This is a genomic window from Robertmurraya sp. (genome assembly GCF_036676585.1).
GTDB lineage: Bacteria > Bacillota > Bacilli > Bacillales > Cytobacillaceae > Robertmurraya_A.
Map to the genome: position 1 here is coordinate 1 of NZ_JAKFCQ010000073.1, position 16891 is coordinate 16891.

The 16891-nt window shown below is 38.9% G+C and carries 14 protein-coding genes; 5 read left to right on the forward strand and 9 right to left on the reverse strand.

Features of this window, described 5'->3' with window-relative positions; translation table 11 throughout:
• Nucleotides 1-114: 114 nt before the first annotated feature.
• A complete protein-coding gene (locus ACGLXV_RS10245; RefSeq protein WP_391558495.1) occupies nucleotides 115-1020 on the reverse strand; it encodes a cupin domain-containing protein in 906 nt (301 codons plus the stop codon).
• A 179-nt stretch (nucleotides 1021-1199) separates the two neighbouring features.
• Between ACGLXV_RS10245 and ACGLXV_RS10250 the strand changes: the two genes are divergently transcribed.
• Nucleotides 1200-2027, forward strand: coding sequence for a sulfurtransferase (locus tag ACGLXV_RS10250; protein ID WP_391558496.1), 828 nt, complete (start codon nucleotides 1200-1202; stop codon nucleotides 2025-2027).
• A 290-nt stretch (nucleotides 2028-2317) separates the two neighbouring features.
• Nucleotides 2318-3484 carry an IS256 family transposase gene (locus ACGLXV_RS10255; protein WP_391558497.1) on the forward strand — a complete coding sequence of 389 codons (1167 nt, stop codon included), beginning with the start codon at nucleotides 2318-2320 and terminating at the stop codon, nucleotides 3482-3484.
• Nucleotides 3485-3952: 468 nt separating this feature from the next.
• On the opposite strand, the gene ACGLXV_RS10260 is transcribed toward ACGLXV_RS10255, so the two are convergent.
• Together ACGLXV_RS10260 and ACGLXV_RS10265 are read right to left on the reverse strand one after the other, a co-directional pair.
• Nucleotides 3953-4261, reverse strand: a complete 309-nt coding sequence (locus tag ACGLXV_RS10260; protein ID WP_391558498.1) for a spore coat protein — start codon at nucleotides 4259-4261, stop codon at nucleotides 3953-3955.
• The gene (locus tag ACGLXV_RS10265) at nucleotides 4258-4464 is read right to left on the reverse strand and encodes a hypothetical protein (RefSeq protein ID WP_119709922.1); all 207 of its coding nucleotides are present in this window, start codon (nucleotides 4462-4464) and stop codon (nucleotides 4258-4260) included. Before ACGLXV_RS10265 ends, ACGLXV_RS10260 begins: the two co-directional genes overlap by 4 nt.
• 143 nt (nucleotides 4465-4607) lie before the next feature.
• Between ACGLXV_RS10265 and ACGLXV_RS10270 the strand changes: the two genes are divergently transcribed.
• Genes ACGLXV_RS10270 through ACGLXV_RS10280 form a run of 3 tightly spaced genes read left to right on the forward strand, consistent with a single transcriptional unit; the run spans nucleotide 4608 to nucleotide 6347 of the window.
• Nucleotides 4608-4817, forward strand: a complete 210-nt coding sequence (locus tag ACGLXV_RS10270) for a spore coat protein (protein ID WP_119710718.1) — start codon at nucleotides 4608-4610, stop codon at nucleotides 4815-4817.
• A 16-nt stretch (nucleotides 4818-4833) separates the two neighbouring features.
• Nucleotides 4834-5193 carry a spore coat protein gene (locus ACGLXV_RS10275; RefSeq protein ID WP_391558499.1) on the forward strand — a complete coding sequence of 120 codons (360 nt, stop codon included), beginning with the start codon at nucleotides 4834-4836 and terminating at the stop codon, nucleotides 5191-5193.
• A gap of 17 nt (nucleotides 5194-5210) precedes the next feature.
• Nucleotides 5211-6347: a zinc-dependent alcohol dehydrogenase gene (locus tag ACGLXV_RS10280; protein WP_391558500.1), complete on the forward strand. Its 1137-nt coding sequence runs from the start codon at nucleotides 5211-5213 to the stop codon at nucleotides 6345-6347.
• A 95-nt stretch (nucleotides 6348-6442) separates the two neighbouring features.
• On the opposite strand, the gene ACGLXV_RS10285 is transcribed toward ACGLXV_RS10280, so the two are convergent.
• From ACGLXV_RS10285 to ACGLXV_RS10310, 6 genes are all read right to left on the reverse strand, one after another.
• Nucleotides 6443-7267 (reverse strand): carbohydrate ABC transporter permease, encoded by an 825-nt coding sequence (locus ACGLXV_RS10285; RefSeq protein WP_391558501.1) that lies wholly within the window; start codon nucleotides 7265-7267, stop codon nucleotides 6443-6445.
• 17 nt (nucleotides 7268-7284) lie between these two features.
• The gene (locus ACGLXV_RS10290; protein WP_119709926.1) at nucleotides 7285-8184 is read right to left on the reverse strand and encodes a carbohydrate ABC transporter permease; all 900 of its coding nucleotides are present in this window, start codon (nucleotides 8182-8184) and stop codon (nucleotides 7285-7287) included.
• Nucleotides 8185-8337: 153 nt separating this feature from the next.
• Entirely contained in the window at nucleotides 8338-9603 is a 1266-nt protein-coding gene (locus ACGLXV_RS10295; protein ID WP_391558502.1) for an ABC transporter substrate-binding protein, read from the reverse strand.
• A gap of 76 nt (nucleotides 9604-9679) precedes the next feature.
• Nucleotides 9680-11779, reverse strand: a complete 2100-nt coding sequence (locus tag ACGLXV_RS10300; RefSeq protein WP_391558503.1) for an amylo-alpha-1,6-glucosidase — start codon at nucleotides 11777-11779, stop codon at nucleotides 9680-9682.
• A gap of 140 nt (nucleotides 11780-11919) precedes the next feature.
• The gene (locus ACGLXV_RS10305) at nucleotides 11920-12939 is read right to left on the reverse strand and encodes a LacI family DNA-binding transcriptional regulator (protein WP_391558504.1); all 1020 of its coding nucleotides are present in this window, start codon (nucleotides 12937-12939) and stop codon (nucleotides 11920-11922) included.
• Nucleotides 12940-13103: 164 nt separating this feature from the next.
• Nucleotides 13104-16883 carry a GH32 C-terminal domain-containing protein gene (locus ACGLXV_RS10310; protein ID WP_391558505.1) on the reverse strand — a complete coding sequence of 1260 codons (3780 nt, stop codon included), beginning with the start codon at nucleotides 16881-16883 and terminating at the stop codon, nucleotides 13104-13106.
• Nucleotides 16884-16891: the final 8 nt, after the last annotated feature.

Sequence of the window (16891 nt, forward strand, 5' to 3'; positions counted from 1 at the left end):
ATTATGAGTTGGGCATTGGTTGAATATTTTCTTTAAGAACAGAGTCTTTATTTCATATAGAAAGGCATGACCAAGACTCGTCATGCCTTTTTACCGACTTTATTTAAGTGATTTTTAATGATCTTCTTCAGCTGCCATTGCATCAGCCTTCGTTTTATGAATAGTGCCAAATGGATGCTGTGGAGGAGCATATATCGAGTAGAGTTTAAGTGGTGTATTTCCCGTATTGATAACATTATGCCATGTAGCTGCTGGGATCATAATAGCAAAATCATCAGCTACTTTTCTCTCAAAGTCTAACTTATCCTTCTGGGCACCCATCCGAACAATCCCTTCACCTTCTTCAACCCTCAGAAACTGATCAAGGTGAGGATGTATTTCTAAGCCAATGTCCTCTCCCACATTAATGCTCATTAACGTTACCTGTAAATGAGTTCCTGTCCATAAGGCTGTACGGAAAGTATCGTTTTGCTTGGTGGCCTTATTAATATCCACAACAAAAGGTTTTCCTCCATAATCCGTTACTCGTGGGGAAAGTTCTTCACTTAAAAATCTAAGACACGCAGCATTCTCTTGTTCTCCCGTTAATGCCCATAAAAATACATTCTGTATCATTGGATGTTGAATAAGCGAAAAACCTTTTTGATATTCTTCATACCCCTCTACTTCGGCTTCATACGCCTTTTGCAACCCATCTCTGTAGTCATCAAAAGGGATTGGATCGAGTTGATATCCTGGCAAAGTACCAGTAAGTTGAATATAAAGGTTGTTTAACTGTGTAAGTTGGGCTTTTTTTCTTTCTAATGCATTTAAAATATCATTCTGATGTATTTCATTTGGAGCTACTTGAACTAACTGTCTATATAGCTCAATGGCCTCTGCTTCTCTTTTTATCCCACTAAGTAGGACATCAAATACTGATTTAACATTCTCCTCATGATTCCTATTCATATAATTGGAAGAATAAGTCGAAGTATTTGCCCAATAAGGATATGAATACGGATTTGAAACATAATACATGTTGGTCATTCCCTCCAGAATTTTTATAAACCATCATATGCCTCTGGGTAAAAAATGTACTTTGATTTACCTAATTAAAATAGTTGACACATTCACTAAAGCATTGAACCAAAGCAATCTATGTTATATTCAAGATATAGTTTTTTTTGAGAAAAACGGTACATTGAGGAGGATTGATTATGAAATTAATAGTAGATAAAGAATGGCTTCTTAAGAATCTGAATCAAGAAAGTGTAAGAATTATCGATTGTCGCTTTGCACTAGCTAATCCTGAAATAGGAAGGCTAGAATATGATCACAATCATATTCCAGGAGCAGTCTTTTTTGATCTAGAGAAAGATCTTTCAGGACAAGTGAGTATTCATGGTGGAAGACACCCTATGCCTAACATAAACGAACTAAAAGAGAAACTTGAAATGTCAGGCATTGACCAGGATACAACCATTGTCGCTTATGATAACGGTGAAGGAGCCTATGCAGCTAGGTTTTGGTGGATGCTATCTTATCTAGGACATAAAAAAGTATATGTACTTGATGGAGGATATAAAAATTGGACAAAAGCCAATTATCCTACAACAGCTGATGTACCTGTTTTTGAGAAGACGAATTTCCATGTTGACCTACAGCCTAATTTATTGGCTGACGTAAAAGAGGTGCAAGAGGTCGTATCTGGAAAGCATTCAAACATCGTACTAATTGACTCTCGCGAGAACAAAAGATACTTAGGAATAGAAGAGCCAATTGATAAGAAGAAAGGCCATATTCCAGGCGCTATTAATAAGCCTTGGATGGAAGGACTTCATGAGGGATATTACCATTCTATTAAAGATCAAAAAGAGAGGTTTTCAGATATAGATTCTGAAAAGGAACTGATTGTTTATTGTGGGTCGGGAGTAACGGCTGTTCCGAACTTCCTAGCATTAAAAGAAGCAGGCTTTGAACATGTGAAACTGTATCTAGGTAGCTTTAGCGACTGGATTTCTTATGAAGACAATGAAATAAAATGAATGTGAAAAAGCCTTTCCAAAGGCTTTTTCCTTCTAGTCCTGTCCGAATAACCCCCGGATTCTGACTTCCAAAGGCAATTTCCTTCTAGCTCTGTCTGAATAACCTCTGGAGTCGGACTCTCAATGGCAATTTCCTTCTAGTCCTGTCCGAATAACCCCTGGATTCGGACTACCAAAGGTAATTTCCTGATTAAGTCCATATAATTGTGTAAAAAGAAAAAAGGGTTCATTTTATTCACTCTTGGCTACAATGTTTTCAGCGACGATAAACAAAGAAAAGAGGAATAATAATGACCCAATTACAGTTTAACCTAGATTTGGAAGTTTTAAAAGATTCTGTATTAAAATCTGATATTGATGCCGTTGTTAAATCAGCTCTTGTTTTGGTTTTGAATGAATTTATGGAAAAAGAGAGAGATGATTATCTACAAGCAGCTGCCTATGAACGCTCTGTAGCCCGTCGTGACCATCGTAACGGCTACTATGAACGGGAGCTAGTTATGAGTATTGGTGCCATTCAATTAAAGGTTCCGAGAACACGTAATGGAGAGTTCTCACCGACAGTCTTTGAGAAATATGCTAGATGTGATCGAGCTCTAGTGATCTCTATGTTGGAAATGGTTATTAATGGGGTCTCGACACGAAAGGTTACACAAATTGTAGAACAGCTTTGTGGTAAGCGTGTTTCGAAGTCATTTGTTTCCTCACTAACTCAAAAACTAGATCCAATCGTAAATGATTGGGCTAAACGTCCTTTAAACACCAAGTATTATCCTTTTCTATTCGTAGATGCCATGTACATTAAAGTCCGAGAACATCATAAAGTTGTCTCCAAAGCTGTTTATATTGCCACAGCGATTACGGAAAAAAATACTCGTGAAGTACTTGGCTTAAGTGTCGATCATGCGGAAGATTTTGAGAGCTGGAGTCGCTTCCTTCAACAACTTAAAGCACGTGGGCTTCAATCACCAAAACTAGTCATTTCTGATGCTCACCAAGGTTTACAAAAAGCCATTCAACGTGAATTTATTGGAACCTGTTGGCAAAGATGTAATGTTCACTTCAAGCGAAACATTATTGAAAAGCTACCTAAGAAGGACTCTACTGAGATTCGTATGATGATTAAGCGTGTTTTTGAAGCCATTACTGTTGAGGACATAAGAACCTTTAAAAATGAACTAATGGATCAATTTAAAGATAATTCTAAGTATGAGAAGGCACTTCATATCTTAGATGAAGGGTTCGAAGATACCATACAGTATATGGACCACCCGTTAGATATACGCCCTCATATCCGAAGTACGAACTCACTTGAACGATTGAATCAAGAGGTACGTAGAAGAGAAAGAGTGATTCGGGTTTTTCCTAATACACAATCTGCCTTTCGTTTAATAGGTGCAGTCTTAATGGAGTATCAAGAGTCTTCATACACTAATAAAACGATAAAAGGTTATTAGTACTATTTTTTCGTAACTTCCAATTATGGAATGATCACATATCCAGGAAAGGCTGTCAAAGTGAAGTGCCTTTGACAGCCTTCCCTGGATATGTAAAAAAAAGTCCATGGAAGTTTCGAAAAAAAATATAAGTGGCTAATCTATATAGACTAGCTGAAAACATTGTATAGAATTTTACACAATATTATGGACTTGACTAATTTCCTTCTAGTCCTGTCCGAATAACCTCTGGATTCGGACTCTCAATGGCAATTTCCTTCTAGTCCTGTCCGAATAACCCCTGAATTCAGACTACCAAAGGTAATTTCCTTCTAGTCCTGTCCGAATAACCCCTGGATTCGGACTACCGAAGGCTTTTCCAGTCAAGTCCTGTCCGAATAACCCCCAGATTCAGACTACCAAAGGCAATTTCCTTCTAGTTCTGTCCGAACCCTTTACTGCATAAGTTAGGCTTTCTTTTATACTCTTTTATTCACTTTTTTGTTGTGCTAATTGAAGAGCTGTGTCTGATGCGGTAAAATCAACCGTTAATTGCTCGCTCAAATTATGAGGATGATAAAACCCTCTTGATACCATATAGTTTGTAATATTTTCATGCGTTTGAATTGCAGCTCGCAAATGTTCTCTTAAAACAGACCGTAATTCAGGAGTAGCAGCTTCAGTAATAGCCACCGTATAATTTCTTACCCCCGCTTTGGCAGAAATTAAAAAATCTGTCGCTATCACCTGGTCCGTTAATCCACCCATTCCCACCATACTTTGAATCAAATGGTTCATTGCTGTTCCTCCCTATTGGTCAAAAATTGCTGTAATTCTTTAACCTGTTGCTGACCTGCAATCATATCATTTGTCAGAATTGCTTTTAAATCCTCATCTTGAGCTAACGCACTCATGGTCGTTGACTTCGTTAAACTGATGCTTTTAAAAGTCAGAAGCTCATGAACATCTACCGTCTCATGTAACCCTAAGTATTTAACCATTCTTTTCACTCCATTAACATCATATTTGCACTTTTATATTTTCAAACAGATACCTACTATTCATTCGTTATTTTTATCAGAAGGAGCATAAAAGAAAAAGTAGTATGGAGAAAATAAGTTTGATTAGCAATGGAGGTGTTTGTATGAACAACGAAAGATTAGCCATTCATGAAACATTAGAAACTCACGAAATTATTAATTTTAAAACCGTTAGCTTATTAAGATCAAAATTAATGATGGGAATTTGCTTTAATAATGAGTTAAAACAATTAATGGCAAAGAATGTGGAGCAATCCATTCAGGATATCAATGAATTAATTCCTTTCTATAAACAAAGTGACATACTTCATTAAACTAAGAGGTGAAAACATGCAGGACTATTTAGACCCTAGAAACGCTGAAGGTATGCCGAATTTAGCCGACTCAACCTTTGCCATGGATTTTTTATTATCCATTAAAAATGGAATTCGAAATTACGGATTCGCGATTACAGAAACCGCAAGTCCCGAACTAAGAAGGGTATTAACAAAACAACTCGAGGCAGCTATTGACTTGCACGGAGAGATTTCTGAATTGATGATCAAAAATAAGTGGCTCCATCCTCATGACTTTAATGAGCAATACAAGGTCGATATGTTAGGCGCAGAAACCGCTGTTCAAATTGGACAAATGGAGCTTTTCCCATTAGATACAGACAGAGGCGGCATGTTTGCCACACCTAATCAATAGAAGGAGGGATTGTTTAAATGAAGGCCGTTACTTATCAAGGAATAAAAAATGTGAAAGTTAGAGAAGTAAAAGATCCCATTATTAAAAATTCTGATGATATCATTGTAAAAGTTACTTCCTCTGCTATTTGTGGGTCAGATCTGCATCTAATTCACGGAATGATTCCTAACACTCCTACCGATTTTGTCATTGGTCATGAGCCGATGGGGGTAGTAGAGGAGGTTGGACCAGGAGTAAGAAACTTAAAAAAAGGCGACCGGGTGATCATTCCTTTTAATGTGAGCTGTGGTACTTGTTGGTATTGCAATCATGATCTTACGAGCCAATGTGATAATTCTAATCCTCATGGAGACATGGGTGGGTTTTTCGGTTACTCTGAAAACACGGGTGGTTATGCAGGTGGACAAGCAGAATATATGAGGGTGCCTTACGGAAATTTTACGCCATTTAAAATTCCAGAGGATTGTGAAGTCGAGGATGAGAAACTAGTTCTACTAGCTGATGCTGCTTCCACTGCCTATTGGTCTGTTGATCACGCTGGTGTTAAAGAAGGAGACACCGTAATTATCCTTGGCTGTGGACCTGTTGGCTTACTTGCTCAGAAATTCGCATGGTATAAAGGCGCTAAAAGGGTCATTGCTGTTGATTATATTGACTACCGCTTACAGCATGCAAAACGTACAAATAAAGTTGAAATTGTCAATTTTGAGCAACATGAAAACACGGGTGAATACTTAAAAGAAATAACAAAAGGTGGAGCCGATGTGGTTATCGATGCTGTAGGTATGGATGGAAAGTGGACACCAATGGAGTTTCTTGCAAGCGGGCTTAAGCTTCAAGGAGGAGCCATGGGGGCACTTGTAATGGCCACTCAAGCAGTCCGTAAAGCCGGAACGATACAAATAACAGGTGTATATGGCGGCCGCTATAATGGATTCCCACTTGGAGATATCATGAACCGAAATATAGATATTAAAACCGGCCAGGCTCCTGTTATTCCATATATGCCATTCTTATATGACCTATTTTCAAAAGGAACGGTTGACCCCAGCGATATCGTTACACATGTCATTCCACTAGACCAAGCAAAGCATGGGTATGAAGTTTTTGATACAAAAACAGAAGATTGTATAAAAGTAATATTAAAGCCATAGAAGCAATAGCCCAGTTCATAGACCCTATAGTTTATACTGGGTTTTTTCTTTTAATAAAACGGACGTTAACCCCTCTGGATCAACGTCCCTCATTCTTATTTTCCACCTGTAAATGAGATGCCTTTAATAAAGTAACGGTTAAAGAAGGCATATAACAATAATACAGGTAGGGTAAATACCATGGAAGCTGCCATGATATAGTTCCAATAGCTAACAAATTGTCCTTTAAAGGTATTCAAGCCTAGTGGTAGTGTAAACATTTCAATATCAGTAATAACGATGAGAGGTCTCATAAAGTCGTTCCAAAACCCCATAAAAATAAAAATGGATTGAGCAGCGAGTGCTGGCTTTGCCAGTGGCAATACCACTCTAAAAAATGTTCCGAACTTACTTAAGCCATCTATCTCAGCCGCTTCTTCCAACTCTTTCGGAAAGTTAATAAAGAACTGCCTCATCATAAAAATATAGGTTGCATTGATCATACCAGGGACAATCATTCCTTGGTATGAATTTAACCACCCTAATTCTTTTAAAATTAAATAGTTTGGAATCATCGTTACTTGCGCAGGAATCATAAGTACCCCTAGGATAATGATGAACAATGCTTTTTTTCCTGGAAATGTTAGACGAGCAAGTGCATATCCTGCCATTGAGTTGAAAATTAAATTTAAAAAAGTCCCTACTCCAGCAATAAATAAGCTATTAAACATCCATCTTGGAAAATGTTCTTGTTCAATAAAAATTTGTTTATAATTTTCAAGAGTAAAATTTTTCGGGATAAAAGACATCGATCCAGAAACGATCTCTTGTAGCGTTTTAAAAGATGAAGATAATGCCCACAAAAAAGGGACTAGAGTTGTTATTGCATAAAGTCCTAAGATAATATATAAAATGGTCTTTCCAACCTTATTTTTCTTCATAACCCTGCCTCCCTTTCTTAGTATAGTGATTCCTCTTTTGAAAATTTACGTTGTAGCAAAGTTGCTACTAAAATAACAAATGCCAACAGGAACGCTAACGCTGCTGCGTACCCCATCGTTCCGAGCGTCTTAAAGGCATATTGGTACACAAGAAGTACAACGGTTAAAGTTGAGTTGTCCGGTCCACCAGAGCCTGCGGAGAAAATATACGATTGATCGAATAATTGAAACGTTCCGATGATGCCCATAATGACAACAAAGGAAGTTACAGGTCTTAAGTTGGGAACGGTAATGTTCAAAAACCTTTGGAACACATTGGCTCCATCTAGTTTGGCTGCTTCATATAACGACTCTGGAATATCCTGAAGGGCTGCTAAGTAAATTACCATAAAAAATGGAGCAGTTGACCATATATTCATGAACATAATTGCATTCAATGCAATAGCTGGATCTCCTAAAAAATTATAGGTAGGTAGACCAACGAAATCCAAGATATTATTGATTAAACCATCTTTGTTATACATCCACATGAAGATTAAAGTAAGTACAGCAGATGATGTTAGGGTAGGTAAAAAATATACAATTCGAAAGAATGTTTGACCTTTTAATCCTGCATTTAATGTTGCTGCTAATACTAGCGCTAATAAGGTCTGGCATGGAACAACAATGATTACGTACTTAAACGTGTTCCAAAGTGCAATTTTTGCCCTTGTATCCTCCAGGATTCTCGTAAAATTATCAAATGCAACAAAATCAAACGTGGCATTTCCTAATAATTGAACCTTATGAAAGGATAGAAAAATAGTATAAAAGATTGGTCCGATGATAAAAAGTCCTAACACAATTAAAGCAGGAAACATAAAGGTATAACCCTGTCCCGTTTCGCGGAGAGCTTTTCTGGAAAACATCTTGTTCATTCCCACTCCACTCCTTTTCTTCTTCTTAAAATGAATGTTCTGGCTGTCAGAACTCGTTCCACCTATGTTTTTTGCACATAAACAGAACGAATTCTACAGACTTATAAATGTAGAGGAAGGAAAACTCTCCTTCCTCTATGAAACTTGTTTTACTTACTTAGCATCAATTTCACTATTTGCTTGTTTTTCTGCTTCCTTCAATGCTTCAGCAAGATCAGCCTGACCTAGGAACGCACTTAAGAACTGATTATTGAAGTTGTTCATAATAATTGGCAAGTTGGTACCTTTTGACCAAACAGTAGCGTAAGAAGCACCTGCAACTAGAGCCGTACGAAGTTCATCCTTATCATAGCCTAGCTCAGCTGCCACAGACTTACGTGTAGGAAGAGCATATCCTTTACTCGTCCAAGTCTTCATCCCTTCCTTACCAGTGAGGTAAGAAATAAGCTTCCAAGCAGCTTCTTTTTTCTCAGATTGAGCATTCATAACATAAGCAACTGAGTACGCCATCGTCGATTTCTTACCATCCACTGCTGGAAGTTCAGCTGTTCCATACTCTACATCAGGGAAAGTATCTGCAAGGAATGGAATGGCCCAGTTCCCCTCAATAACCATAGCTGCTTTTTCTTGTCCGAAGATTTCTCCCCCCCAGTTTACTCCCACTTCTTTTGGCTCCACAGCTGTTTTATCCACGTTATGCATTTCAATAATTGGCTGAAGGGCTTCAACAACATCAGAGGAAGCGAAGTTCGCTTTGTTATCCTTTACCACTTCTCCCCCTTTGGACTCTGCTAACCAATACATACGAGCTAATTCAGGAGCAACACCGAATCCATATACACCGTCTTTTGTTAACTTCTTAGCAGCTTCACGGAATTCTTCCATCGTTTTAGGAACTTCCACACCTGCATCTGCTAGCATCTTTTTGTTATAAAATAAGGCCAGAGTAGAGTAATCTTTTGGGAAACCATACGTCTTCCCGTCAACAACGAATGCTTCTGCTAATGGTTTCTCAAAATCTTCTACATCAAAATCTTCTGTGATAAACTCATCAAGTGGTTGAATGACACCTGTTTCAATTAATGCAGGAGCTTCAAAAGCATCTAAATAGAACACATCCGCTGCCTCTCCACCCACTAAACGTGTTTTCATCACATCCATGTACTGCTCTGAAATCACTTCGTACTTCACATCAATATCTGGGTGTTTCTTTTCAAAATCATCAAGAGTCTGCTTTAATAGTTTTTCCTCCGTTGGATTTCCACCCCAACCAGCAAGGCTAACCTCTATTTTTTCTCCATCCTCTGTAGATCCATTTCCTTCCTTACTAGAAGCATCATCGCTACTACATCCAGATAAAACTCCTGCCAATAATAAAGAAGTAACACCAAGTGCTGAAAGCCATTTTTTTGATTTCATTTTAAAATCTCCTTTCAATCTAGGTTTTATTAATAAAAAGGGATCCCTTGAAGGGACAAAAAGTAAAAATTAATTTCTATTTACAGACAGCTAGATACTCAGATGAATTTTCCAATATAGTAATCTCGTATTCTTCGTCCTGTTTTCTCGTAACCTGTAGAGATAGAATTCCTCCACCTACACGAATGTTTTTCGCCGTTAAAATATTCATCCCGCTTAATAGTTTAGGAGAAATAGTAATCTCCTTCTTAAAACCATCTGGAAACAAACCTAATAGCGTTTGTACAAATACAAGCGGTGTACCTGCTGCCCATGCTTGTGGAGAGCAAGCTACTGGGTATTTCACTGGTTTACCAATTGAATCAGAGTACCCGCAGAAAAGCTCTGGCAAGCGCTCATATTCAAAGTAGTTGGACGCTGAAATTAACCCACCAATCACCTTATTGGCTTGTTCTTGATAACCTGCTTTACTCATACCAAGGAGAATCATGCTGTTATCATGTGGCCACACACTTCCATCATGATAGCTAATTGGGTTATAACCTGCTTCTCCCTCACCCATTGTACGGATTCCATATCCTGAAAACATTTTTGCGGAAACGAGCGTATTTACGACTGCTTTTGTTCTTTCTTCATCAAGCATCCCCGCTTGTAACACATGTCCTGGATTGGAAGTAATCGTACCAACCTGCTTTTTATTCTCATCTAGAGCAATAGCGTAGAATCCTACATCTTCCATCCAAAACTCTTGATCAAACTTTATTTTTAACTGGTGCGCCTGTTCTCGAAGAGTGGCAGCAACATCCACTTTACCGCTAGATTCATAAAGATTAGCTATTCCCATCTTTGCTTGGTAAACATAGCCCTGTACTTCAGCAAGAGCAATGGGCGTTTTTGCATACTCTCCGTCCCGGTGGACGATGGAGTCCCCAGAATCTTTCCAACCTTGATTCGCAATTCCCTTACTTGATTCTTGATGATATTCCACGAATAGATCACCATCTCGGTCTCCATACTCATCAATCCAATTTAAAGCGTTTTCAATCACTTCCTGCATTTCCTCTACAAACTCAAAATCACCTGTCCAGTTCACATATTCCGTTAATAAAATGAGGAATAATGGTGTTGCATCAATGGTCCCGTAATAAGGAGTAAATGGAATTTGGTTGGTGTTGGCTAATTCCCCGAATCGGATTTCATGCATGATTTTTCCTGGTTGCTCATCTCTCCAAGGGTCTAATTTTGTACCTTGATATTTAGCCAATGTTCGAAGTGTTCCTTTCGCTATCTCGGGGTTAAAAGAAAGCATTTGTAGGGCAGCAATTAGACTATCACGCCCAAACGGAACACCGAACCAAGGAAGACCTGCAACCGGAAATAAGCCGTACCCTAAGTCTGTAAGCAAAACCCGAAGATCTCCAATTCCACGATCTATTAACTTTTGAAGGGGAACATAATCTGTCTCCACTTTAGTAGTAGCCTCTTCCCACTTACTATAGGAATCTTTTAACTGTAGCAATGCCTCTTCCTTTGTAAGAAGTTGTTCATTAGACAGCGAACCCACTTCTGGACGAATGATTAATTGTATCGTTTCCTCTTGTTCATGCTCTAGGTTAAAATGAAAGGTTACATGCCCAGCTTGATCAATTTCCTTTGCTGTTTTGTCCCAGGTAACCTTTGTCTGGCGTTCAACGTCATCTGCTCCAATATAAGAAAAAGTCATTGAATGATCTTCCACTTTCTGGCCAATCCGTTTTCCCACCTTACCTGATTGAAAACCTCTCACAATAAACATATCTTTGAAATCAACATCCAGTTCGACTGACAAATCGAATTCTATGGATTTAGGAAAATAATTTTTCAGGCGAATCGTTTCATAAAGAATACCTTTAGAAATGAAGCGAGTTCTCTCAATTTCTACAGATTCTCTCCACAGTATGAGTTCCCCGTCTTTTTCTATATGTGGGTTGGTTAACATGATTTTTGCCAAATAATTTTCCGCAGCCTCTGATGCTAGAAGGATGGGCTCTTCTCCATTAATAAATAACTTTAGCTTACTAAGAAAACGAGTGTCCTTCGTATACAGTCCTAATCCATACATGTGATCGACTGGAATATCACCTTTTTCATCTGTTAGTAAAAATAAATCGTCCTCTTTAATCACTCGGTAATCCATGGTGACCTCCTTATGATGTTCATCATTTATCCAAAACGTTTCGGATTTTGTATAAAAATATTTTTTCCGAAACGTTTCGGAAAAAAACTAAAAAAGTTACTTAAACGTTTCGGAAAATAGGGAACAAAAAACTCCATCCCCTAGAAGCTTTTTGTTGTGGTTGACCCTCTTACAACTAATTTCGTTCCTAGCGTTATGACCTGTGGTTCCGTTTTCCCATCAAGCATATTAGTTAATAGCTGACCTGCTTGAAAGCCTAACTGATAAAAATTTTGTGAAATCGTAGTTAAAGGTGGTGTTGCATAAGAAGCAAGTAAGATATCATCGTATCCTACAATTGAAACATCCTCTGGTACTCGCAATCCCAATTCCTTCGCAGATGTAATGACTCCTAATGCCATTAAATCACTTGCACAAAAAATAGCACTAATATCTGGATGTTTTATTAGAAGTTCCTTGGCTACGACTGAAGCTGAATATTCTTCAAACTTACCATCATAAATCCACTCTTGCTTCACTGGTATATTAGACTCCTCTAATGCCGTTTTATAGCCTTCTAAGCGTTTTTTGCTAACAAAAGCTTTACTGTGCCCATTAATCATAGCAATATTTCGATGTCCAAGCTCGATCAGATGCTCAACTGCTTTTTTGGCTCCTGCCACATTATCAGTTGTAACGTAACCAACATTATCGGAGTGAACAGGAATATCAATCAAAACGCAGGGAATATCACTTTCAACAACTTCCAACAGATACGGATCATCTGTTTTAATTCCTTGAATGATGACTCCATCTACCCTTCGTTCTCTGCAAAGTTGAGTGTACGTCTTTTCACGTTGCTTGGAAGAATTCGTGTTAAAGACCACTAGATCATAGTCACTCTCTGACGCAGACGAGTTGATTCCTGATAGGATAGAAAAAATAATTTGGTCCTTTTCACTTTCCCGGTTCAAACCGGATACTAATAAACCAATTGTTTTGGAGACATTCATTACAAGTCCTCTTGCGAGAGTATTAGGACTGTAATTTAGCTCCTTTGCAAGAGTCATAATCTTTTTCCTTGTTTTCTCACTAACATCTGAATAACCATTTAATGCTCTGGAAACTGTAGTCACAGATACTCCAGCTGCTTTTGCTATATCTTTAATTGTTGTAGCCATACAATCCTCCAAAACGTTTCGGAAATATCTGTACATGTAGAATACTAAATTACGCAACCGTTTTCAATGTTTTTTTATAAATTCTTTTAGACATCAAAACTAAACAAATATGAACCAACAAAAACCGACCTTCTTTACGAAAAGAGGTCGGTTTCATATACTATTTATTTTATTACTTTATTGATCCACTGCTGCCCCTCTTCTTCAGGCATCCAATCATTGAGGATCAAACGTCCGTCTTTCGATATTTCAAGTGCCTTTCCGTTATGAACAGAAGTAATTCTTACTGTTTCGTTATCATTTTTTGAAATGATCCAACGCTGATTATTATAGCCGAGATAATCGTACAGCTGTATTTTATTTTGGCCGGTATCATAATCAAGTGCTTTGCCACCCTCGGTTCGGATGGAATACGAATCATACTCATCACCAGTCGGAACCAACGTCCAATTTGTTGCATTGTCTGCGTCGGATATAGTCACTTGCTCACCATTTTGAGACGTAGCCGTATAAATTGCTTGGCCTGTTGCTTTATTTGTAAAGCTTGTTACCGTTAAGTTTGCATCTGTCATTTGGCTAACTTTCACATTCTGATAAGATGCTTGACCTCCAAATACATTGACGCCAAAATGTCCTTCTGCAAAGGTTCCATCCTTTATATCCATGATTTTTTGTCCATCAACTGTGATCACAATCTGAGGACCTTTTGCTTCAATTTTTACCTTATACGTTTTCCCAGGTTGAATAAAGGCAGGAACTCTCCCAAGGACCATTCGATCTTCAAAGCGACCGTTTATTTTGTAAAAAAGACGAAAAGCTTTCATATTCGGATCAAGATTGAAGTAATATCCGCATCTTCCGTCTTCACTAGCCCGGAACAAAATGGAGCCTGCTCCTCCTGTTTCCCCTAGCATCATATCAGCCTCATACGTAAAGTCTCCAGCCTTTTCAGCAGCGACATAATTCGCATCACTTGTATATGTTCCACGAATACCGTTTTCTGTGACGGTCCATTTGGAACTAGAGATATCTGACTTCCATCCAGAAAGATTCGTATAAAACTCACCTTCAAATACTCTCACAACAACACTTTCAGAAGTTTTTCCATTTGGGGTAAAGGCGGTAATAACCGCTTCTCCTTTGCTTCCGGCTTTAAGTACTGCTTTTGAGTTAGTAGAGGAGGCTACCGATACGACGTTCGGATTGCTAGATTTCCACTTAATTGGTTGTGTACTCTTTCCTTTTCCAGTCTCCACGGATGCGAATAACGTGAGATCCTCCCCCTTGCTCATCTCTCTTTGTTTCGTATCCATGACAATTTTTGTAGTCTCCGTTTTTTCTTCCGTCCAAGTGTTAGCAAGAGAATGGACTTTTAAGGAGAGTACATTCACTTCTCCGCCCTCCGTGTAAAAGCTCATGCTACGACTGGATGGATCAGGGAAAATAACATCAGAAATAACAGCTTTTCCATCATTCGCAAATACTTCAATGGACGAATCATCTACAAAAATATTCAGTTTGATATGCTTATTTTCTGGTTTTAAAGGTGCTTCATGTACAGTGGAAAATGAGCTAGAAAAATCCGGCTCTCCTGACTCTGTACGATTAACAAACACTTGATTTTCCGCTGGTTTGTATCCCACAACTGTTTTTTCGTTAGCACCTTCGCGAACTTGAAAGCCAAATTCAGTTGTATGACTGTTAGTTGGTATTTCAAGTTCCGCCTCAATCTCAAATGCTCCTGAAGAAAGTCCCTTCAGCAGGTTCGAAGCATTTGTTGGATGTATAATTTTGTTCTGTGTTTCAAAAATAGTGTTTCGAATGGACTGCAGTTCCTTAATCGGAGCTTGTGCGAGTCTTATTCCTTCCTCCGTTTTCACCAATCTGACTTCCCTTGGTATCGACAACTCACCCTTCCAACCGGTCGTTGGAAAAGCAAATGGATAATCCCAGTTTGTCATCCATGCCATCATCACACGTCGATTATCTGGCATATTAGCAAAGGACATCGATGCGTAAAACTCTTTCCCGTAATCTGTTTTGAGTACCTTTCCAGCTGCATTGTCATTGACGAATTTTCCATCAGCCGTTAAATGCCCGATAAAATACTCTGCATCAGAGCCTTGCGTCTTCGGATTTGCTCCCGTGCTGATCATGAGAACCCACTTTTTCTCTCCTGTCCCGTCTACTTGAAGCTCAAACAGATCGGGGCATTCCCAAACACCCCCACGAACATAATCTCCATATCCGAAATTATCAGTAAGTGTCCAATCTATTAAATTGGTGGACGTAAAGAAGCGAATATGATCTCCTCCTGATACAACCATCACCCACCGATTATTGGCCTCATCACGTACCACCTTCGGATCACGGAAGTCCCAGCTACCCGGGTCGTCCCCATTCTTACCTGGGTTTTCAATCACAATCGGGTGTTCCGTTGAATATTTCCAAGTTCGTCCCTGATCCGTGCTATATGCTAGACCAATTCGTTGGTTGCCATTCCATCCATCCGGATTAAACGAAGTGTAGTAAGCAATTAGCCCTTTTCCACCCGTATGAGTGAAGAGACCGGAAGCATTATTCGTATCCGCAATAGCTGAACCTGACCAAACATGACCGTGATCATTCCACGGCAGCGCAATAGGGAGTCGTTTCCAATTTACCAAATCCGTACTTACAGCATGAGCCCAAGTCCCGCCATCTTGGTGGAATAAATGATATTCACCTTCGTAATAGACAAGCCCATTCGGGTCACTAACAGAGCCACGAGCTGGAGTATAATGATAATCTGGTCGATATTTTTCTTTATAATAGTTTGTTGTTGGAACAACATACACATCTTGGAAGGCTGCAGATCCAGAGGTTACCATGAATCCTACCATTCCGGTTGAATAGGTTTTATCCGAAATAGTTACAGCTGACTCTGAATATCCATCCACATACAGCTCGATTTGATCACCGTTTGCAATAACCTCTAGATGATGTTTGCTATCTTCTTGGGAAGGATAAGAACGTTCAGAGGTTTTCAGAATCGTACCATCCATCTTCTTCAATTGTGCTTTAACCGTGTTTCCTGCCTTAATTAGAGCAGCCTCATATCCCTCTGTTCCTAATTCATTTGCTCGAAAGGCTAGTGCTGCTTCTGATTGTTGCTGATCAAAAGAAATATTTCCTTCAAGAACAAAGTCACTTTCACTCGTATGAAAAACATTTTTTGCTTTTACACCATCAACAGCTATTCCTTTTAAGCCATGAATGGATGGTTCCCAAGTTCCTTCCTTTACAAGAGAAGAACCTAGATTAGTAGAAAGATCACTAACCTTTACATTTTGAAACAATGCGGAACCATTCCAGACGTTCATTCCAAGAAACCCCTTCTCATAGGTGGCATTGTTCACATCAATAACGGGCTCATATTTATTACCCCAATATACTTTAATATTGTCGTCTACCACCTTTACCTTCAGATGATAGATTCCCCCCTCTTGCAGTGTGACTGGATATTCTGCTTTTAACTTTCCTTCGTCACGTGCATCGCGGAGTCGAATTATTCCCGCATTCGGGACAATTTGGAGCATATAGGAGTCCCAACCATCTTCATTCGAACGAAAGACTAACGTCGCGTCTGCATTCCTATCAATGACTTGTATATCTGCTTCATAAATAAAATCTTGAGAAGTAACACTTGAGATAGCCATTACATTCTCATTTGGTTCTGAGGTCAGCAATAATCCCTGTTGCGTGTCTTCTAATGACCCTTTTCCTTTCACTTGCCAGCCTGTTAGATTCGTATTTGCTTGTAATCCACTTTCTAAAATTGTTGCCCCCTCCTTCGGCTCAGTTGCCAATCCTGCCGTAGGGTGACTAACAAAAGTTCCTACTGAGGAAGCAAGTAGTATAGCTACAAAAAATACAGAAGCCTTTTTTATGAAAGTTGGTTTCATCCTTTCCC

Excerpts from the sequence above, each read along its gene's own strand:
- ACGLXV_RS10245 (WP_391558495.1), bottom strand. The coding sequence starts at position 1,020 with ATGTATTATGTTTCAAATCCGTATTCATATCCTTATTGGGCAAATACT.
- ACGLXV_RS10250 (WP_391558496.1), top strand. The coding sequence starts at position 1,200 with ATGAAATTAATAGTAGATAAAGAATGGCTTCTTAAGAATCTGAATCAA.
- ACGLXV_RS10255 (WP_391558497.1), top strand. The coding sequence starts at position 2,318 with ATGACCCAATTACAGTTTAACCTAGATTTGGAAGTTTTAAAAGATTCT.
- ACGLXV_RS10260 (WP_391558498.1), bottom strand. The coding sequence starts at position 4,261 with ATGAACCATTTGATTCAAAGTATGGTGGGAATGGGTGGATTAACGGAC.
- ACGLXV_RS10265 (WP_119709922.1), bottom strand. The coding sequence starts at position 4,464 with ATGGTTAAATACTTAGGGTTACATGAGACGGTAGATGTTCATGAGCTT.
- ACGLXV_RS10270 (WP_119710718.1), top strand. The coding sequence starts at position 4,608 with ATGAACAACGAAAGATTAGCCATTCATGAAACATTAGAAACTCACGAA.
- ACGLXV_RS10275 (WP_391558499.1), top strand. The coding sequence starts at position 4,834 with ATGCAGGACTATTTAGACCCTAGAAACGCTGAAGGTATGCCGAATTTA.
- ACGLXV_RS10280 (WP_391558500.1), top strand. The coding sequence starts at position 5,211 with ATGAAGGCCGTTACTTATCAAGGAATAAAAAATGTGAAAGTTAGAGAA.
- ACGLXV_RS10285 (WP_391558501.1), bottom strand. The coding sequence starts at position 7,267 with ATGAAGAAAAATAAGGTTGGAAAGACCATTTTATATATTATCTTAGGA.
- ACGLXV_RS10290 (WP_119709926.1), bottom strand. The coding sequence starts at position 8,184 with ATGAACAAGATGTTTTCCAGAAAAGCTCTCCGCGAAACGGGACAGGGT.
- ACGLXV_RS10295 (WP_391558502.1), bottom strand. The coding sequence starts at position 9,603 with ATGAAATCAAAAAAATGGCTTTCAGCACTTGGTGTTACTTCTTTATTA.
- ACGLXV_RS10300 (WP_391558503.1), bottom strand. The coding sequence starts at position 11,779 with ATGGATTACCGAGTGATTAAAGAGGACGATTTATTTTTACTAACAGAT.
- ACGLXV_RS10305 (WP_391558504.1), bottom strand. The coding sequence starts at position 12,939 with ATGGCTACAACAATTAAAGATATAGCAAAAGCAGCTGGAGTATCTGTG.
- ACGLXV_RS10310 (WP_391558505.1), bottom strand. The coding sequence starts at position 16,883 with ATGAAACCAACTTTCATAAAAAAGGCTTCTGTATTTTTTGTAGCTATA.